We start from the raw sequence: 22209 nt of genomic DNA, 5'->3' as shown, positions 1-22209 counted from the left end.
TTTTTATTGGATCTGATTAATGTAGGAATTCATGCCGCAAATGAGATGCTATGGTCGGATGTGCAGACTTTTCCCGATTTGATCAAATGTTTTCCCGAATACACAAATGGTCCCCGGAATATTGGTGTTTCTTTGTATCACGATCGGCAGATATTTATCCTGATCTTCCTTATAAGCTTCCTTATCAGATTTGACCATGGAGAGAGCTTACTGGGCAAAAATGAGTAAAGCCATTCATTTTTTGCACCTCATCAACACCAATTTTGACCTTTTGGAAAGTGCAATTTTTGCCAGGTAAGCTTTCTACCGTAAATACATAAAGCCGTCCCGTCTCAAACGGGACGGTTTGTGTTTGTATCCCCTCTGCTTTCCTTTTGAAAGGAATTCCATTTGAAATGCAGTTATACTGATTTACATCGCCATCCCGAATTGAATTGTTTTGACTGTCAGGATTCCGGTCCATTAAAAAATGATTGGATCACTCAGGTCTATTGCCGTGTCAGGGTAGTATTCAGTGGGCCTGGAGGTAGCATACTGAAATGACTTACCTCCACCCTGGGTGTACTATACCTGTAAGCTGGTAATGCATAACCTCAAAACCCTTTATGGCCTTTGTAAGACAATTATCCTCCTGGAGCTTGACCGAGGCCCCTCGGCAAATAACTCACGATTTACAACGGAAGGGCAGATCATTATGGCGTCAAACGCGATCCGTCAGGGAAAAGCCTGTACAAAAGCAGCTGGAACCAGGAAAAATGAGCCTTGCTTCGGCGCGATGGTGCCATAGAGGCGCATATGAGAAGGACTGGAGAAAGTACGTTGGCAGTCAGGCGCCAGATAGGCGCTTAATATGACATAATGTAAGTGACAACTTGTTAGTTACCAGCTAGATAGAAGCGGAAAAAGTACTAAAAATAGTAAGACAGACGAAAATGTGAAGGAGGGAGCGTTTGGTATTATGCTGAATTCTATACTTATGCAAAAAAGAAAACCCCGCCCAAAAGAGCAGGGTCTGTCCTATTTATCCCTATACCTATGAAATACTACTTAATGTGGTTATTATTCTGTAACGGTTCCATTTTCATTAATCAACACCACTTTGTCAGCACCGTTATCCTGAATATTAACCTTATAATATGCGGCCACATCTGATCTTTCAATTTTCCAGCCATCTTTTATGGTGGCGCTTGGATATTTTGATCTGAGTGTAGAGGATACTGCTTCCGGTATCCTGTCTCCTGCATATGAACTACGGGTAGCTACCCATTTACCATCTGCGTCATATTCTGCCGTAGTCTTTACATCTTCTTTTGTAAAGTTTGCGACCCAATGTCCGCTATAGTTCTTCGACCACTTTGCTTCCGATCCTGAAAAGTTCTGCTGAAACGCATCTTTTACAGCTACGGGAGCTACAACCTCTTTAGCAACTACCTTCTTTGTTTTTTTTGCTGATTTCTTTTGTGCAAAAGTTGTGCCGGAAGATATGAGTGCCACACAAATTATTAATACTAACTTTTTCATAAATAATCAGATATGGTTTTTCAATTGGGTTAAGTTTTTCAACTTATTTCTTCCGTCGTAGTTACCAAAACAATGCCAAAAAGGCTAGCAACGAACTAATGCCTGGTAAAAGTACAAAAAAAACCACAATTAAAAGCAAATCTGTGTTTTTTAGTGGTCAAGCCTTTTTCAAGGCTGCTCTAAAATCCGTAACTTTGCAGAATTTTAATCAACTTATTTTATTAACGTCAAAGGGCGGAGAATTGTTTTATGGCCAGCAAATATCAGGAATATAACCAGCTGAATTTACCGCAGATAGAAAAGGACATATTGGCGCACTGGGAAAAGATCCAGGCCTTCGAGAAAAGCGTGTCCCTACGCGAAGGCGCTACTCCTTTCGTATTTTATGAAGGTCCGCCCAGTGCGAATGGTATGCCTGGTATTCACCATGTCATCTCCCGTACCCTGAAAGATCTGGTATGCCGTTATAAAACAATGAGCGGTTTCCAGGTAAAGCGTAAAGGCGGTTGGGATACTCATGGATTACCTGTGGAACTGGGTGTGGAAAAAATGCTCGGTATCACAAAAGAGGCAATAGGCAAAACGATTTCCGTAGAAGATTACAACAAAGCCTGCCGCACAGAAGTACTGAAATTTAAAGATAAATGGGATGACCTGACCCGTAAGATGGGATATTGGGTAGACCTCGAATCACCATATATAACCTTCGAAAATAATTATATAGAAAGTCTCTGGTGGTGTGTAAAAGAACTGTATAATAAAAACCTGTTATATAAAAGTGTCAGTATTCAGCCCTATTCACCAGCTGCGGGTACTGGTCTCAGCTCTGCCGAGCTGAATATGCCAGGTTGTTATAAAGAGGTGAAAGACACGACCGTGGTGGCGATGTTTAAAGCCCTGGAGGGAGATAAATCTGCATTCCTGTTTGAAGCAGCCAGAAAAGTTGATCCGGCGGCAGAAGTATTCTTCATGGCCTGGACCACTACTCCATGGACCTTGCCATCGAACCTGGGTCTGACTGTAGCGGCTAATATAGAATATACGCTCATCCGCACATTCAATCCCTATACACACCTGCCTGTATTTGTGGTGATGGCGAAAGATCTGATCGGCAAATACTTTAAGAAAGAAGGTGAAGATGGAGATTTTGCTGCTTATAAAGAGGGAGATAAGATCATTCCATGGCAGATCCTCTCTGTTTTCAGAGGTAGTCAGCTGGAGAATATCCGTTATGAACAATTGTTACCATATGTACAACCGGAAGAAGGCGATCCATTCCGCGTGCTGTTAGGCGACTTTGTTACTACAGAAGATGGTACCGGTATCGTGCATACTGCGCCTGCCTTTGGTGCAGATGACTATCGTGTAGGAAAGAAATATGGAATCGGTATACTGACCCTGGTAGATCGTCAGGGTAAATTCCTGGACGAAGTAGGCGAATTTGGTGGCCGTTATGTAAAAAATTATAAGAGCGATCCGGAATATAAAGATGTAGATATCGACATCTCTGTAAAACTGAAGAAAGAAAACCGGGCGTTCAAAGTTGAAAAATACGAACACACTTATCCGCATTGCTGGCGTACTGACAAACCTGTATTATATTATCCGCTGGATGCCTGGTTTATCCGTACCACAGCGGTGAAGGAAAGAATGGTGGAACTGAACAAGACCATCAACTGGAAACCCGCCAGCACCGGCACCGGTCGCTTTGGTAACTGGCTGGAAAATATGGTGGACTGGAACCTCAGCCGTAGCCGTTTCTGGGGTACACCGCTGCCTGTTTGGAGAACTGTTGCCAATAAAGACGTGAACCAGCCTGAAGCGATTGTTCAGAAGTGTCTGGGTGCAAAAGCTGAATTACTGGGAGCGCTTCTCTTCGATAAGAAAGAGGCATTTAAGGCGGATGTGCTGAATGAAGGAAGTGAACTGAGCAAACGCATTGCAGCTCACAATGCTAAATATGAAGGTAAAGATCAACTTGAACAGGCTATGTTCACTGTTGATATAGACGCTATCAGAAAGAAGATCCTAAAAGAGGAAATCACCCTGGTTGATCTTGGATTGGCTAACTGGTACCAGACAGATTTCGTTAAAGAATATTGTGTTGAGATAACAGCTGAGGTATTAGAGACCGTTGATTTACATAAACCAATGGTTGATAATATCATATTTGATAATGAGGGCCGGTTGATGCACCGCGAATCAGACCTGATAGACGTATGGTTTGATAGCGGCGCCATGCCTTATGCACAATGGCATTACCCATTTGAGAATAAAGAGGAGTTTGCAAAAGGTTTCCCTGCTGATTTCATTGCTGAAGGTGTTGACCAGACACGTGGCTGGTTCTATACCCTGCATGCCCTGGGCACAATGCTATTTGACAATGTCGCCTATAAAACAGTGGTATCAAATGGACTGGTGCTGGATAAGAATGGCGTGAAGATGAGTAAGCGATTGGGGAATATTGTGGATCCGTTCGCTACACTGGAACAATTTGGGGCGGACGCAACACGATGGTATCTCGTTACCAACGCCTCTCCGTGGGATAGCATGAAGTTTGATATTGAAGGCATCCGTGAAGTACAGCGTAAGTTGTTCTCCACCCTGTACAATACGTATAATTTCTTCGCAATGTATGCCAACCTGGACAAGTTTACTTTCAGGGAAGCTTACATTCCGTTGAAAGACCGTCCGGAGATAGACCGCTGGATCATTTCCCTGCTCAATACACTGGTGAAAGACGTAACAGGCTACCTGGATGATTATGAGCCTACCCAGGCAGGCCGGGCCGTGCAAACTTTCGTTGACGAGCACCTGAGTAACTGGTATGTGCGCCTTTGCCGTCGCCGTTTCTGGAAAGGGGAATATGCGCACGACAAGATCTCGGCCTACCAGACCTTGTACGAATGTCTCGAAACATTGGCCGGTTTAATGGCGCCGGTGTCACCGTTCTTTGCAGATTGGTTATTTGGTAATCTTAATAGTGTCAGCAATCGCCATGCGGATGCTTCAATACACCACAGGAATTTCCCTGTAGTGGTGGCTACAGCAGTGGATGCCGACCTGGAAGAGAGAATGCAGCTGGCGCAGGATATATCCTCACTGGTATTGTCTCTGAGGAAAAAAGTGAACATTAAGGTGCGTCAGCCGTTACAAAAGATATTGATACCGGTTCAAAATGCTCATATTAAGGAGCAAATTGAAAAAATCGAGGACCTGATAAAAAGTGAGGTGAATGTGAAAGGTATTGAGTATCTTACGGAAACGGAAGGTTTCATCAAGAAAAAGATCAAGCCGAACTATAAGTCCCTGGGCGGTAAAATGGGGGCAAAGATGAAAGCCGTAGCAGCAGCTATCAGTGCATTCTCAGCAGCAGATATCGCATCCCTCGAACGCAATGGAGAATTTATCCTTCAGGTTGAAGATGAACAACTACCTATACAATTATCAGACGTAGAGATCATCTCAGAAGATATTCCCGGTTGGACAGTCGCAAATAAAGGCGCCCTCACGGTAGCGCTTGATATTACTATTACACCTGCACTACTGGATGAAGGTAATGCCCGTGAACTGGTGAACCGTATACAGAAGATCAGGAAGGATAGCGACTTCGAACTGACTGACAGGATACACGTAAAAGTGGCAGTAATAGACAGCCTGAAATCGGCGATTATTAACTATAATGACTATATTTGCACGGAAATTTTGGCAGATAGTCTGGAGATAGTGCCGGAATTACAGGAAGGTATTGAAATAGAAGTAAATGATTTGACATTCAACGTATTAGTTAACAAAAAAAGCTAATCCCATGGCAACAAGCAAGAAAGTTGCTATTAAGAAGACCCAAAAGGCAGCAACAACACCGGCTAAGAAGGCTCCGGCAAAGCAGGCCACTCCTGCTAAGAAGGCTGCGGCAGCAAAGCCTGCTCCGACAAAGAAAGCAGTAGCACCGGCTAAACCGGCCGCTAAGAATGCTGCGCCCAAAGTTGCTACCAAACAGGTCAAACCCACCGCAACCGAAAAGGTTGTTGCCAAAAAATCAACAGTTTCCCAGACGGCTTCGTCCAGTAAATCTGTAGTAAAGAAAGCACCCATAGCAGCTCCGGCGGTGCAACCCGTAAAGAAAGCAGCAGCTACTGCTAAGCTCGCAGCTTCTTCCGCGAAAGTGCCTGATATAAAGAAAGTGGTGACGCCGAGCGTTACTGCAGATAAAGACAAACAAATTTCAAAGCCAGAAGAAAAAGAAGTAATAATGCCAGTAAAGAATAATAAAGAAGATAAAGAAAAAGTTGTTGCAAAGGACGCCGGTAAAAAAACAGCGGACAAAGTGCAAAAAACTGAAAAAGCAGTGCCAGCGAAAGCTGAAAAGCCTGCTGAGCGTGCTGATAAAACTGACAAAAAAAGCACTAAAGCAACTACATTGGTTACCTACCAGCCAGAGTTCACTAAATCTGTACTTGACCAGCCGGAACAACCAGCAGGTCCTGTGTACCGTTATAGTGACGCTGATCTGCAGGAGTTCAAAGACCTGATCCTGAAAAAGCTGGAAGCAGCTAAAAAGGAACTGGTATACCTGCAGGGCCTCATTACCCGCAAAGATGAAGCCGGTACTGATGACACTGAAAACAAATACATGAGCATGGAAGACGGCAGCGGCTCCCAGGAAAGGGAACAGCTGAACCAGATGGCCAGCCGCCAGATCCAGTTCATCGACCACCTGGAGAAAGCCCTCGTGCGTATCGAAAACAAAACCTACGGCATCTGTCGTGTTACCGGTAAGCTGATTGATAAAGCCCGTCTGCGTGCTGTACCACACGCTACACTGAGCATCGAAGCGAAACTGGCAAAAAGCAAGTAAGGAATAAGTAACCGGGATACCGGTTCCACTATATTAAAGATCCTGATCTATAAATCCGTTAAGCACACAAATGGCACCGCCACTGTGCGAAAGCGGAGGGCAGATCAGGATTTTTTTGTGCCGGTTTTTAATGCATCTCTTTCAGTGCATCTCTAATTATCGCGGTGCTTTTTGTTAATCCACACTTTTTAAGGGAAGTTAATATTTGTTCAACACTCCTGGGAGGATTTCCGAGCGATCTGACCTGAGTCAGGAATGCCTGTAATACTTGGGGTTGATCCACGTTCAATAAGCGGCATATAAAATCGTCAGGATTTTCGATGGCAATTTTATATTGTCCTATATACCTTGGAGGAAAATCTTTTTCGTTAAAGGTGATAATTAAGTTTGCCTTACTCTTAATTGCAGCTGCCAAAACATGTCGGTCATCTTCGTCTGGCAACTTTAAATGAGTTATCAGACTTTTATAATCTGTAACATTTGCATCAGGGAAAGCATGTTCCATGGCAAGATGTCTCTTTTTCAGTTGAGATGCTTTCAAATCGGGACGATTAGCTAGTAGATTTCTTATCCATTCATCACTTATGGACTTAGACCATTTCGGAATAAACAAGTCCGACTCTGCTAAGTGCAGAAGAAAGTCGCATAGTGATACCGCATACAAGACGTTGGCATCTAGCACTGCAACAGGTTTTTCAATGTGCCCCATCAATACAGATTAAGTTCCTGTGCCTGCTTCACCAGAAATTTTAATTGCTTAGACCTGTTTTTCCTGACTTTTTTATCATAAGCAACAATGTCCTTTAGTTGTATTCTGCGATGCGTGCCTACTTTCTTATAAGGAATGTCACCTTTCTCTAAAAGGCTAACAAGATGGGGCCGGGACACACCTAGTATTTCTGCCGCCTGTTGTGTGCTGATATCTTCTTTATTATCCGAAAAGTATACTGCAAAAGTATCTCTCTTCCCCATGTTGTCTAATATTTTGAAAAAAAGCACTATTGCTGATCTGGGTATTTCAAGGATATGTCCCCCTACTTGAACAGGAATTATATTGCTGTCTGTCTGGCTTATCTCGAAATGTGCCAACGCTGCTTTGTTCCTCAATTCTCTGGCGATCTTTTGGTCTTTTTTGGAGATCTTTTCTAATAGCGCTTCCATATATCTATTATTTTATCAGTTGGTTATAATAAAGTTATATGAAATAAACGAAACAAACGAAAATTTACAACAGAAATTCAGCGGCATAAAAAAAGCGTCCCTCCTGTCAACAGAAGGAACGCCAGTGTAAATAAACAGGGGCTTCAAGGAGATTATCTTTATGAAACCGCTGGTTTCTTGCTTTTATTGATCTGCCTGGCCGCAAAGTATAATAAGCCCGCGGACGCTAATCCGATAAGACTGCCTACGCCTATCCGTCTTGCCTGTTTCTTACTGATCGCTGGTAAGCGCAGCTTGAACCTGTCGGGACTGGCCTGGGCTATCTGCAACAAGGGTTCCATCCATGGGCCGGGAATAATTTTATCGGCAACTTTTTCCGTGTCGGGGCTTACTGCATCAAATGCGACACCTATACCTGCCTCTTCGAGTAGTTGTATGCCATCAGAACCGCTGCCTACATATATAATGTTCTGTGACGTGACGTGGTATTTGTCTGCAATATAGGTTAATATATTGCTCTTACAATAAACTGCAGGCTGCGAAGGTATATTTTTATCCGCACACAGGAAATATTCGGGGATCGTTACCTCGCCTGTGGCTACACTGTTGTACAGATGTAACTTGTTTGCAAAGGCAAAGTCCATCCCCAGCTTATTCTTAATATGACGCGCCACACATTCAAACCCATCGGTAATAACGCCGCAGGTATATCCTCTTTTCTTTAGTTCCCTTACCACACTTTTGATGTCCGGCACCAGGGGAATAGTCTCAGCCACCTCCAGCAACTCTGCCAGGTTCCTGCCCTGAAATAGTGTAGCCGTATGCTCCAGGATGACCGCCGGGTCAGTGAAATGTTCCCTGATCTGCTGAAGGGCATGTCCAAACCCAAACTCCCTGGCGGCAGCCATAAGGTAATCTTCTCCAAAGATGGCCTCATCCAGGTTAAAGATGACCATCTTGTGTAGTTTGTCAATAGATTCCAGGATGGAATACTCCATCTGCTCCCTGATAATATTGATCTTGCCCAGTGTTTCCAGATTCTCCTGGGGAATATTCTCTGCCTTCCGCAGAATGGTACGGGATACCTCCCTCGACATCTTACTCAGTTGCTCCCATGTCTGCATGGCATTTTCTACCCGTCCGATATTGGCTTCTGTAATACGTGCACCCATCAGGTGCATGTCTATCAGCAGGCCGATGTCCACTCCATAATCGTTTTCAAAACGGACCTGCGATAAGAGAGATTTCCTGGCTGCGATCATGCCACTGAGCGGTTGATTGAAGCCGGCCAGGTCCGGGAAAAGGATGCTCAGCAAGGGTTTGGCTACCAGTTGTGTAACCCTGCCCGCCTGCCGTTCGAAATAGGATTTTACGAAGTCTGCTTTACCTTCTACAATAGGATCTGTCAACAACTCTACGATATTGTCCGGATAGGTGAGAATGTCACCATCCACATACATCACAATCTCATTTTTTGCCGCCATCATGCCTTCCCGCATGGAGATTCCCTTGCCCCGCTGACTGCTGGTAATAACACGCACTTTCTCCTTCAGGGCTTCTTCCACAGAATTATCATTAGAGTTGTCATCTACCACAATGATCTCGATCTTTCTAGTTGTCTTTTTGATGGTTTTTATTACCTGACGTAATGTAGCCCCTTCGTTCAGAACCGGAATAATAATGGAAATCATAGGCGAACGCTTGTTTTAAGTGAATAATCAGCCTATCGAAATAAAAAAAGCCCATAGGCCGTATCTGACATAGGGCCTATGGGCCACAAAAATGGGGCCATAGCAGGGGCTGCTATATTAATGCTATTTAAACTCCTGCATCTCTACCAGTTTCCGGTAAATGCCATCATTGGCAATCAGCTGATCGTGTGTGCCTTGTTCCCTGACCTCTCCTTTGTCCAGCACTACGATCTCATCGGCATGCTGAATGGTGGAAAGACGGTGTGCAATGACGATAGTGGTGCGGTTTTCCATCAGTCTGTCCAGTGCATCCTGCACCAGTTTTTCAGATTCTGTGTCCAATGCGGATGTTGCTTCGTCAAGTATGAGTATGGGAGGATTTTTAAAAATGGCGCGTGCAATGGTCAGACGCTGGCGCTGACCGCCGCTGAGTTTCATACCCCTGTCGCCGATAGAGGTATCATAACCGTTTTCAAGCTGCACAATGAATTCGTGCGCATTGGCGATCTTAGCGGCATTGATCACGGCTTCCCTGTCAGCATCGGGCTGTCCAAAGGCGATATTATTGAAAACAGTATCATTAAAGAGTATAGCCTCCTGGGATACCATACCTATTAATGCCCGGAGGTCATGCATTTTCACATCCCTGATATCTTGTCCGTCAACCCGGATGCTGCCGGCAGTGACATCATAGAAGCGGGGTATCAGGTCTGCTATGGTCGATTTACCGGCGCCGCTTTTACCCACCAGGGCTATCATACGGCCTTTGGCTATTTTCAGCTGTACGTTTTTCAGCACCGGGTTTTCCTTATATGCAAAGGAAACATTGTCAAGGCTGATCTCACGTTCAAAGCTGGGTAGCGATTTTGCATCCGGTTTATCAGCGATGTTGTTGGGCAGGTCCATGATGCGCAACACTCTCTCGCCGGCGGCTATCCCTCTTGGTAAGGCGGTGAATGCAGTGCCGATAGACTTGGCAGGCGCCAGGATCTGAAAATAGAAGCCCAGGTAGGCTATGAAGGCGCTTCCGGTCAGTGAGTTGTCGCCCGACAGTATCAGGCGGCCACCATACAGCATGATCACAATCACCACCAGTACGCCTAATATTTCAGATACAGGAGACGCCATTTCACGCTGGTCCTGCATTGACTTGAAGGTGCGGGCATAGGTAAGGTTATCCTGGTGGAATTTGTTCTTGATAAAAGACTCTCCGTTGAATGCCTTGATGATACGCACACCTGACAGCGTTTCCTCCGTGATATTCAACAGCTTACCTAACAGCAGCTGCCCCTGGTTAGATTGCTTCTTCAGCTTTTTGGAAACAGTGCTGAGTATCAGTCCGGAAACAGGGAAGAATAACAAGGTGAAAAAGGTCAGTTCTTTAGACAAAGTAAACAGTGCAATGAAGGTAGATATGATCACCAGTGGATCGCGGAGCAGTGTCTGCAGCGCGGTAGTCACGGAGTTCTCTACTTCCACCACGTCGCCACTGAGCACGGACAACAGGTCTCCCTTACGTTCATTATGAAAGAACCCCATGGATTGTGTGGTATACTGATGGAATACCTGGTCCCTCATTTTGCGTAGCATGTTCACACGCATGCGTGTGAGTACCTTCTGGCTCAGGTAGCCGAAAAGGTTTTTCAGAACGATACTGACAAAGAGGACTACACATATATATATGAGCACAGGGAACTTATTGCCATTATATTGGTGTAGCAGTGATGTCAGGTAATAATTGAAAACATCTTTGAAATACGCTATGGAGAATGAAAAATGGGGCATTTGCGTCACTATTTCCTGCTCGCCGGCATTGAACAGTGCATTCATCAAGGGAATGAGCAGCGTAAAGTTCATTAGGCCAAAGATGGTATAAAGTAACACATACACAACATATTCCGGGATGTAGTGGTGATAGGGCTTCGACAAACTCAGCAACCTGAAAAAAGTCTTCATCTTAAGATTATTTATCTTGTCTGTTTATCCTTTCCGGAAGCAGGGGCCGATTTTATATCTGTCAGCACATGCCCGTTTCCTTATCTTTGCCGGAGAAGATTGAATTAAGGGTGCAAGTTAATACAATCTCAAATCTTAAAATATTATGCAGGAAAGCAAAAGACAGAAACAGATCGGGCAGCTGTTACAGAAAGAACTCAGTGATATCTTTCAGCGTATGGGATTCAACGTACTGGAGGGAGGTATGATCTCTATATCCGCCGTACGTATGACGCCAGACCTGCTGGAGGCAAGGGTGTACCTGAGCATGTTCCAGATCGCCGATAACCACGCTATGGTAAACCGGATCAAGGAAAGAATGGGTGAGATCAAGAAAGAACTGGGGCATCGCGTAGGCAAACAATTACGCCGCGTGCCCGAGCTCTCGCTGTTCCTCGACGATACGCTGGATTACGTATTCAAAATGGAAGAACTGTTCAAGAAGATCAAAGACGACGAAGGAGGGAAGGAAAACAAATAAAATGGTATCAATTTGATCTGGCAGTTTGCGTCCCGTTATTTCAGGGCTAAAAAAAGTACCAATGCCATCAATATTATTGCCTGGGTTAGTGTATCAGCTATTGCAGTAGGGGCAGGTGCGCTGATCATTATCCTCAGCGTATTTAATGGATTTGAGGGATTGGTGAAATCTTTATATACCACTTTTTATCCTTCGGTAAAGATCAGCGCGGAGACCGGGAAGAGTATTACGCTCACACCGGCACAGCTGAAACAGATCGCTGCCGTGAAAGGTGTAGCGGATATGACGGAAGTTGTGGAGGAGAAAGCGGTATTACGGTATGGCGCAGGAGATCAGACCATTGCCATTCTCAAAGGAGTGGACAGCAATTACAATAAGGTTGCAGCTGTAGATAAAAGCATTGCCCATGGTAAATTTGACACGGGCGATGAAAATGGTTACAAGGCAGTACTGGGTATTGAGTTGGAGATAGCCCTGGGGGTAGACCTGGAACGGGACCTGACCCCCGTCAGTGTATACCTGCCACGGCGGAATGTGAAGAGCTTTACCACGCCGGAAGAAGCGCTGGGCAGTGGAGTGCTGTATCCTGCGGGGTCCTTTGCCATCCAGCAGGAATTCAATAGTAAATATGTGATCACGAACATAGCCTTCATGCGCGAACTGCTGGGGATGAATGAAAATGAGATGTCGGCGCTGGAGGTGAAAGGAGTGTCCGGATTGGACGATATGGTGCTCAAACAGCGTTTGCAGGCATTGCTCGGCAAGGGCTATAATGTACAAACCCGTTACGAGCAGAACCAGGCATTATATGCCATTATGCAAACCGAGCGCTGGGCGGTATATGCCATTATGAGTTTCATCCTGATGATTGCCGCATTTAATATGATAGGCTGTTTGTACATGCTGGTGATGGAAAAGCAGAAGGATATCACCATCCTGAAGGCAATGGGCGCCCGTCCACAACTGATCACCCGTATATTCCTGATGGAGGGCATGATCATAGCGGGCATCGGAACCCTGATCGGATTTGGGATCAGTATCTTATTCTGCCTCTTACAGCAAAAGTTCGGATTGATAACACTGGAAGAAGAGTCCTTCCTGGTGAGCGCCTACCCGGTGAGTATGCAGCTGAGCGATTTCGTCCTGGTAAGCGCCACAATTATAGTGATAGGCCTGGCTGCCAGCTGGTACCCGGCAAGAAGGGCGGGCAGGCAGAACATGGAACTGAAGGCAACATAACCCGGATATGATATAAATAAAAAAGCATCCGCCTTAAAACGGATGCTTTTTTATTTATATCATTCTCAGAAAAGACTTTCGGGACGCTTTGTAAAAATTACAATACCCACCCCTGATCGACAGGTCTTTAAAATATCTCCCGCAGGAGTTACGGTAGAAAGACTGCCAATTCCTGATGCTAACTGATCATTCAATTAATTAATAATCGCCCAGTTCTGTTGCCGGCAGCTGTGCGAGTGCTTTAGCCAGCTGTTCGTCGCTTGGCGCGATACCATGCCATTCGTGGTGACCTTCCATGAAGTCAACACCCTTACCCATTACGGTTTTCATCAGGATCACGATAGGCTTACCCTGTCCGGTTAAGCTAACTGCTTTCTCGAGGGTAGCTACTACTTCATCCATATTGTTTCCGTCCATGTGCAGCACTTCCCAGCCGAAAGAAGCAAATTTAGGCTCGAGGTTACCCAGGCCTGCTACATCTTCCACGGTACCGTCGATCTGCTGGCCGTTCCAGTCGATCGTTACGATGAGATTGTCTACTTTATGATGGGGAGCAAACATGATCGCTTCCCAGTTCTGACCTTCTTCCAGTTCTCCATCGCCATGGAGGGAGAATACAAAACGGTCATCATTATTTAATTTTTTTGTCAGTGCAGCACCAATGGCTACGCTCATACCCTGTCCGAGGGAACCTGAAGCAACCCTTACACCTGGCAGGTGTTCGTGTGTGGTAGGGTGACCCTGGAGACGGGAATTCAGCTTACGGAAAGTAGCCAGTTCTTCTTTTGGAAAATAGCCGGCGTGGGCTAAAGTGCTGTAGAATACTGGTGAAATGTGCCCGTTTGAAAGGAAGAACAGGTCCTGATCTCCACCATCCATGTCAAAAGGTTGCGGCTTATGCTGCATAACTTTGAAATAAAGGGCAGTAAAGAAATCTGCACATCCTAAAGAACCGCCTGGATGGCCGCTTTGGCAGCCATGCACCATACGAACTATATCCCGTCTGATTTGTGTTGCTATGTCTTTCAACTGAGGCATGATAATTGCAAATTTTGAATTGCTAAATTAATAGAAAAATTAAATAGATTCCTGGCATATTTACTCCCTAAGCTAATAGTTTTTAATGATCCAGGGCCCAAATCTATTTAATTTCCTATTTTTATGATACACATTTGATTGAAATTAATATCTTTGTAATAATCAAGCCCCTCCCAACATGGAGAATGTTTTAATTGCAACCGTCCTGAGTTTTGTTATAACCTATTTTGCAATCCCGGTTTTAATAAGGGTAGCAGAGTTGAAACATCTTTATGACGAACCGGACGAAAGGAAATCTCACAAAGCTCGTATACCAACTTTAGGGGGTATCGGTTTTTTTTCAGGATTTGTGATGGCATCTGCAGTGTGTGTACCTGCTTTTGCAGATTCCCCGTTTCAATACATGGTGGCTGCATTCATCGTGATCTTTATGGTTGGGATGAAAGATGACATCGTGGGACTTTCTCCGCTGAAGAAACTGATCGGCCAGTTGATGGCTTCTTTTGCCGTAATATACCTGGGCAATTTACAGATCAGCAGTATGTATGGGATTATGGGAATTGACGCCCTTCCTCCGCATTTCAGCCTCTTACTGACTTATTTTACTTTCCTGGTTATCATCAATGCATTTAACCTGATAGACGGTGTGGATGGTCTGGCAGGTAGTATTGGTATGCTGGTATCCGGAGTATTGGGTACCTATTTCCTGTACACAGGCGAATTGCTGTATGCAGTGATGGGCTTTGCCATGGCCGGTGGCCTGGCAGCTTTCCTTATTTATAATATATCTCCTGCACGTATATTCATGGGCGACACAGGTTCACTGATGGTGGGATTGGTAAACGCCATCCTTGCCGTTAAGTTCATTGAAGTAGCCGGTAACCCCGCCGGTAAACTACCGATCACCGCTGTACCTATCGTGGCCATCGCTATCCTGATCATGCCGCTGTTCGATACATTACGTGTATTTGCCATCCGTATGATGCACGGGAGATCACCTTTTTCTGCAGACCGTAACCACATTCACCACTATCTGCTGGAACTGGGACTGAACCACAAACAGACAGCTGTGGTAATGGTGATGATCAATGCAGGCTATATAGCCCTGGCTTTTGCCCTGCAGGACATCGGCTCCGGTTACCTGTTAAGCGTGATCCTGGGATCAGCCTTATTGTTCACCGGCATTCTGTACCAGATGAAAAAGAGAAAGGAAGCTATGCTGCGGGCGCTTACTGTATCCGCTATTAAAGATGCGGCCAATGAGGCGCAGGCGGCGGTCAATCATCCCAAGATCCTGCGCGTGAACACAAAAGGTATCCTGCAGGATAAATAATTTCAGGCCCGGTTATCCTTAACCGGCGCCCCTCCCTTTGTAACAACTTTCCAATTTCAGATAAATCCTGTAGGTTTGCAGGCACTTAATTATTTTTTGCTATGCAAGATGATCTAACGTTAATTATTGACGATGCTACCGGAACCATGCAAAAGGCCATCGCACACCTGGAGGTGGAACTGACCAAGATCAGGGCCGGTAAAGCTAACCCGCAAATATTGGATGGAATTACGGTAGAATACTATGGTGCGCCTACTCCCCTCTCGCAGGTAGCCAACATTGCAGTGGCGGATGCCCGTACCCTGACCGTCCAGCCATGGGAAAGGAATATGCTGCAGCCTATTGAAAGAGCGATTATCGCATCCAATATTGGTATTAACCCGCAGAACGACGGTCAGATTATCCGTATGTTCCTGCCACCACTCACGGAAGAAAGAAGGAAAGAATTTGTAAAGCGAGCTGCCGGTGAAGGTGAACAGGCGAAAATTGCTATCAGAAATATCCGCAGGGATGCGATCGAAGCCATCAAGAAATTACAGAAAGATGGCCTGAGTGAAGACATTGCAAAAGATGCAGAGGCAGATATCCAGAGCCTGACTAATAAATATATCGAGGTGGTAGACAAGCACTGTGCGCAGAAGGAAAAAGAGATCATGGTGATCTAAGTGAGGTTGCCTGTTGGCCAAAAGAACAGTGTAATGCTTCAGCAGATCATCATCTGCCAGCCAGACTTACAAGAAAAGAATTTATACAAAACGCTGGTCCGTCAGGATCAGCGTTTTGCTTTATTTACAATATATACGCCTGCCAGTATAACGCCCAGGCATAATACCTGCAGGAAAGAGATCCGCTCTCCGGCCAGCAATCCCCAGCCAATAGCCACCACCGGCAAGGCATAAGTGACCATAGAAGCGAATAATGCTCCCGCCCTGTTGATCAGGATATAGAATAATACGGATGCGATACCACTACCCAGTATGCCCAGGGTAACACTGGCCGCCAGTGAACGCCAGGGAATGGCAGGTCCCGACAGCAAATGAAAGAAGTGGGTGTACATCAGTACCGGTAAGGCAAAAAGAGCGCAGAAGAATAACGCAATGGAGCCCAGCTGCAGGGAACTGTATCCTTTCAGATGATGATGTACCAACGCTATATTGATACCATAGCAGATGGTGGCCAACACGATCCAAAGGCCATAATACCAGTAGCCGGTATCCACACCCTTCACAACAAAGAGCAGCACCACGCCCAGCAGGCCGGCAAAGATGCCCAGCAACTGCAGCCTGACGATAGGTGCACGGAAAAGGAAAAAGCCGGCCAGCAGTGACATCAACGGTACCAGACCATTCAGGATACCCGCCAGCGCACTGTCGATACGTGTTTCAGCAATGCAGAACAGGTATGCCGGTAAGAGATTGCCCAGGATGCCGGACAGGATAATGACAGGGATCTTATTGAGGGGCGTCTGACGAATATATTTGAAGAAGAATGGCAGTAAGGCTATACCTGCACTGAACAGGCGAAGACTGGCCACCTGGTAGGGAGAAAGCGCTTCCAGACCGATCTTCATCAGTATAAAAGAACTGCCCCAGGTCAATGATAATAAGAGGAAAATACTCCAGTTGATGGCGCGGTTGTTCACGATAGGTTGTTTTAAGCCAGCAAATGTCCGTATATTTTGCTATATGATCAGGTATAATTTGCGCACGATAACAACACTTCGGAGTGTATTTTGTTACAATTACAAGAACTTAACCCTTGACAGATGAATAAGATCAATCTCGCAGAGATCAGTACCAGAGCCCCTGAAGGAATGGAAAAGAAGACTGTCAAAGCCGTAACCCAGGAAATACTGGGCGAGCTGGATGGATTACAAAACCTGTTATTTGCCGAACATAAGCATGCCATACTGGTAGTATTGCAGGGAATGGACGCCAGCGGTAAGGATGGGCTTATCAGGAAAGTACTGGGAAATATGAATCCCCAGGGAGTGAATGTCCGCGGATTTAAAGCCCCGACGGAAGATGAAAAAGATCATGACTTCCTGTGGCGCATACACAGGTTTGCCCCCGCAAAAGGAATGATACACGTGTTCAACCGCTCTCACTACGAAGACATCCTGGTGCAACGCGTACATAAATGGATAGACGATGAAACGGCCATGAAGAGAATGCAGGCCATCAACGATTTTGAACGCCTGCTGACGGAACATAACAATACCACTATTCTGAAATTCTATCTGCATATTTCTGAAGAAGAACAAAAAGAACGACTAAAGGAGAGGCGGAAGGACCCGCAAAAAATGTGGAAGTATAACAAGAATGATACAACGGAAGCCAAACTGTGGAAGGATTACATGAAAATGTACGAAGAAGCGATCGAACATTGTAATGATGTTAAATGGCAGATAGTACCATCAGATCAGAACTGGTATAAAGAATATCTGATAGCACAAACGCTGAGGGATACACTCCGTTCTTTCAATATGGAATATCCGACACTGTAGCGATAAAATGGTAACAGTTATATAGTTATAAAGTATAATAATTATCTTTAGCGCAGATTGTCTTCACCCTTAAAAAGTTTATTATGTCGTTCTTCAAAGAATTTAAAGAGTTTGCCACCAAAGGGAATGTTATTGACCTGGCTGTCGGTGTTATCATTGGCGCTGCTTTCGGAAAGATTGTTTCTTCATTGGTCGATAACATATTTATGCCAATACTCGGCATCCTGACAGGAAAAGTAGACTTCAAGGAAAAATTCTTTCAGCTGGACTATAGCAAGGGAACGGTAGATACTATTGAAAAGGCAAAAGAAGCCGGCATACCGGTAGTATCATACGGCGTGTTTATACAAAACTGTATTGATTTTGTCATCATGGCGTTCTGTATTTTCCTGCTGGTGAAATTTATCAACCGCCTGACCAGGAAGAAAGAAGAAGCAGCGCCTGTACCTGCTGCCGCACCTGAGCTGACGACAGAGGAGAAACTGCTCATGGAGATCCGTGATGCATTGAAAAATAAATAATCTCAGTCATTACGCCGGCCCGGAGTTTTGTAGCGTAACTATCGCTGCAATGGTTGTGCTTTGGGCTGGCCTGCCTTTATATCCCCCAGGGAAGTTCCCCGTTTGTTTTATATTTTCGCGGCCCGCGTTCCTGTAACGCGGCAAGTTCGTAGCGCCAATTTTCGACAATATTTTTATCCACTACATTAAATGTTTATACTGATGAGAAGATCCGTTCTGACTATTATTTGTTTTTTGGTATGTTCTTCATTGCTGCACGCGCAGAGCGACTGGATGAAGAAATCCCGGGAAGAAGCCAGCGGAAGAATTAAAAAGGATGCCAGCGACACAGTACCTACCCTGTGGAAAAAAGGAGGGATCTTCAATGTGAATATCAACCAGGGAAGCCTGACAAACTGGGCAGCGGGAGGTGATAAATTCTCCTTCTCAGTAGCATCTAATCTGAATGCTTATGCCTTCTATAAAAAAGGAAAGAATAACTGGGATAACGTGCTAGACCTTGCATATGGTTACGTGAACACCACCAGCCTTGGCGGCCGTAAAAGTGATGACCGCATTGGTATTACCACCAAATACGGTTACGAAGTAGGCAAGAACCTGTACCTCAGTGCCTTGCTGGACATACGCACCCAGTTTACGGATGGTTACCTGTATCCTTCTTCCGATACTGCCAAACCTACACTGGTATCGCGTTTTTTTGCACCTGCATATATCCTGGTTTCGCCGGGTCTTGACTATAAACCCAATGACCAGCTCTCTGTGTTCTTTTCTCCTGTTACTGCCCGTTACGTGGTTGTAGTGGATGATTACCTGGCATCGCAGGGTGCCTTCGGTGTAGACACCGGCAGGCACGTGAAAAATGAGCTGGGCGCCTATCTGACGGTGAACTGGGTAAAGACCCTCGCCAAGAACATAGTATATAAGACGAGAATGGACCTGTTTTCCGACTACAAGCATAATCCGCAGAACATTGACCTGTTCTGGACCAATAGCCTGAACCTCCAGGTGAACAAGCACATTTCCGCCAATATATCCCTGGATATGATCTACGATGATGATGTGAAGGTCTTTGAGAATAAGAAAACAGGCGTATTAGGCCCGAGATTGCAGGTCAAGCAGGTGATCGGGGTCGGTTTTACCGCCAAGTTCTGATGAGCGGGAATTTTTGCTATTTTTGGTGGATTTCACTTACAGTGCTGAAAACAGATCAGTTGCCGGCAGATAAGTGAAATCCATACGTAACATTATGAATGACAACTCATACAAGATAAAACTGCCCCAGTTTGAGGGGCCATTTGACCTGTTGCTCTTCTTTATAGAGAGAGACGAGCTGGACATTTATAATATTCCTATCACGACCATTACCCAGGATTTCCTGGATTATATACATCATCTGGAGTCCCTGAACATCGAGCTGGCCAGCGAATTTATCCTTTTCGTGTCTACCCTGATGCGTATCAAGGCTAAAATGCTGCTGCCACGCAAGGAACTGGATGAACAGGGCCTGGAAATAGACCCCCGCCAGGAATTGATCGATAAGATACTGGAATACAAGCGTTTCAAACAGGCAGCAGCAGAACTGGCAGAGCGGGAAGCAGAACGCATGTTACAGATCAAACGGGGCAATATTGCCAAAGAACTGGCCGCCATCGGGGAAGCTACCAGCGAAGGAACGGAAGTACAGACCCTGACGCTCTTTAAGCTGACCAAGACCTTCGAAAAGGTGATGCAGCGCGTAAAACAGCGGGAAAACAAGCCACAGCACGTCGTATATAAGTATGACTACACCATGGAAGGATCCCGTGAATATATGATCGACCTGGCCAGCAAGGAAAAGACACTTGCTTTCGAAAAGATCTTCGATCTGTGCCGGGACAGGGTACATGCCATTTTCCTGTTCCTGGGTATGCTGGAACTGGTGCAGATGAAATATCTGGGAATTATGGTGGGAGAAGGCAGGAATAACTTTATAATTGACTACATTGAGCCTGAAGACCGGGAAGTGGAAGTACCCGGTACATTTGAATGAGCGACAAACGTGCACATATAGAAGTAGTACCACTACCCCGGTACGCACAGACAGATCCGAAGTTTGTGGTGTCCGGGTTGTGTGAACTGGGCGATGGGTTCTTTGCCAGCAATGGCATTCCTCACCGGCACGACTTCTATACCATCTATTGGATCAAAAAAGGGCAGTTGATCAATACCATTGACACGGTGACCCATGCCGTGAAAAAGAACACCCTTTTCTTCCTGGCTCCGGGACAGGTGCATAAAATGGAGTTCAGTGAGAAAGTAGAAGGCTATATGATCGCGTTCCAGGACGCTTTTATGTGCCTGAAAGACCAGGCAGCCACCCTGATGGGCATTAATTCCTCTTTATTCTTCAATAACCAGTTCAGTAGCGTCATTACCCTCAACGCCGGGCAGGAGAAGGATTTTGAGATGGTGGTACATATGATGATGAAGGAGGTGAATGAACAGGCTGCCGATTATGAAACAGCATTTCATGGCCTGTTGCGCTATTTCCTGGTGCTGGCATCCCGTATCAAGGGCAGCAGCATGCTGGCGGCGCCGGAACAACATGCCAGCCATAACAGCTCTTTGTTCCTCCAGTTTAAGAACCTGATCGAAGAAAAATATACAACCCTGAAGAACGTGTCGGATTATGCCGGCATACTCCATATAAAACCGGTGCTGCTGAACGAGATCAGTAAGCAGCTGTCAGGCATCACCGCAGGAGAGCATATCCGCAACCGCGTGATCCTCGAAGCACAGCGTTATCTTTATAATACAGACCTTTCCGCTAAAGAAATAGCATATAAGCTGGGATTTGACGATCCTCACTATTTCAGCCGCTTTTTTAAGAAATATACCAATCAGACTCCATCAGAATTCAAGGATGCCTCCCGCGCAAGTGTTCATTAATGTGTAAAAAGGGCGCGCGATAAAAAAAAGTACACCTATTAAGTCATTCTATCCATTCCAAACATTTGTTGCAACGTGTAATTTTGTATTGTCTTAATGAAACGGAGATATCAGCAAGGACGAAAGAGGGAAAATAAAAATAGAATGGCATAGTAATGGGGAAGAGATGAATTGCTAATCAATATTTTAGGAAGACAGACGCAAACAAGGCATACTTAAAAAAACATTAAACTTAAAAACACTTAAAGTTATGGCAATCTGGAAAATCGACCCAATGCACAGTGAAGTAGAATTCAAGATCAGACACCTGATGATCTCTAATGTGACAGGGTACTTCGGTACATACGATGCAACTGTAGAAAGCAACAATGATGACTTCACCGATGCTAAGATCACATTCGAAGCAGATGTAAACAGCATCTCTACTAAAAACGAACAACGTGATGAGCACCTGAAGGCAGAAGATTTCTTCCATGCTGCACAGTATCCTAAGATCACTTTCGTTTCTACCGGTGTAACAAAAAAAGGTAGCGATGAATACAAAGTAACCGGCGATCTGACCATCCGTGGTGTTACCAAACCAGTTGAACTGGAAGTTGAATACAATGGTATCCAGAAAGACCCATATGGTCAGACCAAAGCAGGCTTCGAGATCAAAGGTAAGATCAACAGGAAGGATTTCGGGCTTACATACAATGCAGTAACTGAAACTGGTGGTATTATGCTGAGCGAGGAAGTGAAACTGCAGGCAGGAGTACAGTTAGTAAAACAGGGTTAAGCGTAAACAAGCATACAACATACTGGCGTCAGGTCGTTGCTGTTAGGTGTCTGATAGCATGGAACAAAGAAGTTAAGGACATGGAAATAGTGTAAGCAATGACGTGGAGAAAGAGGTTTTTTTGAGGATGATTGCCAGAAATAGTGTAGACCGGGTGAA

General features: G+C 45.2%; 20 protein-coding genes. 12 read left to right on the top strand and 8 right to left on the bottom strand.

Annotation, left to right across the window (positions count from 1 at the left end; genetic code table 11):
• Positions 1 to 184: 184 nt before the first annotated feature.
• Positions 185 to 463, bottom strand: coding sequence for a hypothetical protein (locus MYF79_RS02075; RefSeq protein WP_247812330.1), 279 nt, complete (start codon positions 461 to 463; stop codon positions 185 to 187).
• A gap of 596 nt (positions 464 to 1059) precedes the next feature.
• A complete protein-coding gene (locus MYF79_RS02070) occupies positions 1060 to 1521 on the bottom strand; it encodes a PepSY-like domain-containing protein (protein WP_199653980.1) in 462 nt (153 codons plus the stop codon).
• Between the two features lie 249 nt (positions 1522 to 1770).
• On the opposite strand from MYF79_RS02070, the gene ileS reads away from it, so the two are divergent.
• Complete coding sequence (ileS, locus tag MYF79_RS02065) at positions 1771 to 5325, top strand: isoleucine--tRNA ligase (protein WP_247812329.1); 3555 nt, start codon at positions 1771 to 1773, stop codon at positions 5323 to 5325.
• 4 nt (positions 5326 to 5329) lie between these two features.
• Positions 5330 to 6379, top strand: coding sequence for a TraR/DksA family transcriptional regulator (locus MYF79_RS02060; protein ID WP_247812328.1), 1050 nt, complete (start codon positions 5330 to 5332; stop codon positions 6377 to 6379).
• Positions 6380 to 6506: 127 nt separating this feature from the next.
• Here the strand turns inward: MYF79_RS02060 and MYF79_RS02055 are convergent, their stop codons facing one another.
• From MYF79_RS02055 to MYF79_RS02040, 4 genes are all read right to left on the bottom strand, one after another.
• A complete protein-coding gene (locus MYF79_RS02055) occupies positions 6507 to 7088 on the bottom strand; it encodes a PIN domain-containing protein (RefSeq protein ID WP_247812327.1) in 582 nt (193 codons plus the stop codon).
• Complete coding sequence (locus tag MYF79_RS02050; RefSeq protein WP_247812326.1) at positions 7088 to 7540, bottom strand: helix-turn-helix domain-containing protein; 453 nt, start codon at positions 7538 to 7540, stop codon at positions 7088 to 7090. Before MYF79_RS02050 ends, MYF79_RS02055 begins: the two co-directional genes overlap by 1 nt.
• Before the next feature lie 158 nt (positions 7541 to 7698).
• Complete coding sequence (locus tag MYF79_RS02045; RefSeq protein WP_247812325.1) at positions 7699 to 9231, bottom strand: glycosyltransferase; 1533 nt, start codon at positions 9229 to 9231, stop codon at positions 7699 to 7701.
• Positions 9232 to 9354: 123 nt separating this feature from the next.
• The gene (locus MYF79_RS02040) at positions 9355 to 11187 is read right to left on the bottom strand and encodes an ABC transporter ATP-binding protein (RefSeq protein ID WP_247812324.1); all 1833 of its coding nucleotides are present in this window, start codon (positions 11185 to 11187) and stop codon (positions 9355 to 9357) included.
• A 145-nt stretch (positions 11188 to 11332) separates the two neighbouring features.
• Between MYF79_RS02040 and rbfA the strand changes: the two genes are divergently transcribed.
• Both rbfA and MYF79_RS02030 read left to right on the top strand, forming a co-directional pair.
• Complete coding sequence (rbfA, locus tag MYF79_RS02035) at positions 11333 to 11707, top strand: 30S ribosome-binding factor RbfA (protein ID WP_199653971.1); 375 nt, start codon at positions 11333 to 11335, stop codon at positions 11705 to 11707.
• A 12-nt stretch (positions 11708 to 11719) separates the two neighbouring features.
• On the top strand, positions 11720 to 12946 hold the full coding sequence (locus MYF79_RS02030) for an FtsX-like permease family protein (protein WP_247812323.1): 1227 nt from the start codon (positions 11720 to 11722) through the stop codon (positions 12944 to 12946).
• A 198-nt stretch (positions 12947 to 13144) separates the two neighbouring features.
• Here MYF79_RS02030 and MYF79_RS02025 read toward each other — a convergent pair whose 3' ends face one another.
• Positions 13145 to 13933: a transketolase gene (locus MYF79_RS02025; protein WP_247815105.1), complete on the bottom strand. Its 789-nt coding sequence runs from the start codon at positions 13931 to 13933 to the stop codon at positions 13145 to 13147.
• 229 nt (positions 13934 to 14162) lie between these two features.
• Here MYF79_RS02025 and MYF79_RS02020 point away from each other — a divergent pair, with 229 nt between their 5' ends.
• Both MYF79_RS02020 and frr read left to right on the top strand, forming a co-directional pair.
• Entirely contained in the window at positions 14163 to 15317 is a 1155-nt protein-coding gene (locus MYF79_RS02020) for a glycosyltransferase family 4 protein (protein WP_247812322.1), read from the top strand.
• Between the two features lie 101 nt (positions 15318 to 15418).
• Complete coding sequence (frr, locus tag MYF79_RS02015; RefSeq protein ID WP_199653964.1) at positions 15419 to 15982, top strand: ribosome recycling factor; 564 nt, start codon at positions 15419 to 15421, stop codon at positions 15980 to 15982.
• Between the two features lie 107 nt (positions 15983 to 16089).
• On the opposite strand, the gene MYF79_RS02010 is transcribed toward frr, so the two are convergent.
• Positions 16090 to 16959, bottom strand: a complete 870-nt coding sequence (locus MYF79_RS02010) for a DMT family transporter (protein ID WP_247812321.1) — start codon at positions 16957 to 16959, stop codon at positions 16090 to 16092.
• A gap of 123 nt (positions 16960 to 17082) precedes the next feature.
• Between MYF79_RS02010 and MYF79_RS02005 the strand changes: the two genes are divergently transcribed.
• The 6 genes from MYF79_RS02005 (at position 17083) to MYF79_RS01980 (ending at position 22050) form a co-directional block, all read left to right on the top strand.
• On the top strand, positions 17083 to 17823 hold the full coding sequence (locus tag MYF79_RS02005; RefSeq protein WP_247812320.1) for a PPK2 family polyphosphate kinase: 741 nt from the start codon (positions 17083 to 17085) through the stop codon (positions 17821 to 17823).
• A gap of 83 nt (positions 17824 to 17906) precedes the next feature.
• The gene (gene mscL, locus MYF79_RS02000; RefSeq protein WP_247812319.1) at positions 17907 to 18344 is read left to right on the top strand and encodes a large conductance mechanosensitive channel protein MscL; all 438 of its coding nucleotides are present in this window, start codon (positions 17907 to 17909) and stop codon (positions 18342 to 18344) included.
• 201 nt (positions 18345 to 18545) lie between these two features.
• A complete protein-coding gene (locus tag MYF79_RS01995) occupies positions 18546 to 19496 on the top strand; it encodes a DUF3078 domain-containing protein (RefSeq protein WP_247812318.1) in 951 nt (316 codons plus the stop codon).
• 94 nt (positions 19497 to 19590) lie between these two features.
• Positions 19591 to 20373 (top strand): segregation and condensation protein A, encoded by a 783-nt coding sequence (locus MYF79_RS01990; protein ID WP_247812317.1) that lies wholly within the window; start codon positions 19591 to 19593, stop codon positions 20371 to 20373.
• Positions 20370 to 21272, top strand: a complete 903-nt coding sequence (locus MYF79_RS01985; protein WP_247812316.1) for a helix-turn-helix domain-containing protein — start codon at positions 20370 to 20372, stop codon at positions 21270 to 21272. Before MYF79_RS01990 ends, MYF79_RS01985 begins: the two co-directional genes overlap by 4 nt.
• A 250-nt stretch (positions 21273 to 21522) precedes the next feature.
• On the top strand, positions 21523 to 22050 hold the full coding sequence (locus tag MYF79_RS01980) for a YceI family protein (protein ID WP_247812315.1): 528 nt from the start codon (positions 21523 to 21525) through the stop codon (positions 22048 to 22050).
• Positions 22051 to 22209 lie beyond the last annotated feature (159 nt).

Source organism: Chitinophaga filiformis, from assembly GCF_023100805.1.
In the GTDB taxonomy this organism is placed as follows: Bacteria; Bacteroidota; Bacteroidia; order Chitinophagales; family Chitinophagaceae; genus Chitinophaga; species Chitinophaga filiformis_B.
The sequence above is the reverse complement of the archived record's forward strand: the minus strand, read 5'-3'. Positions and strand labels throughout refer to the sequence as shown.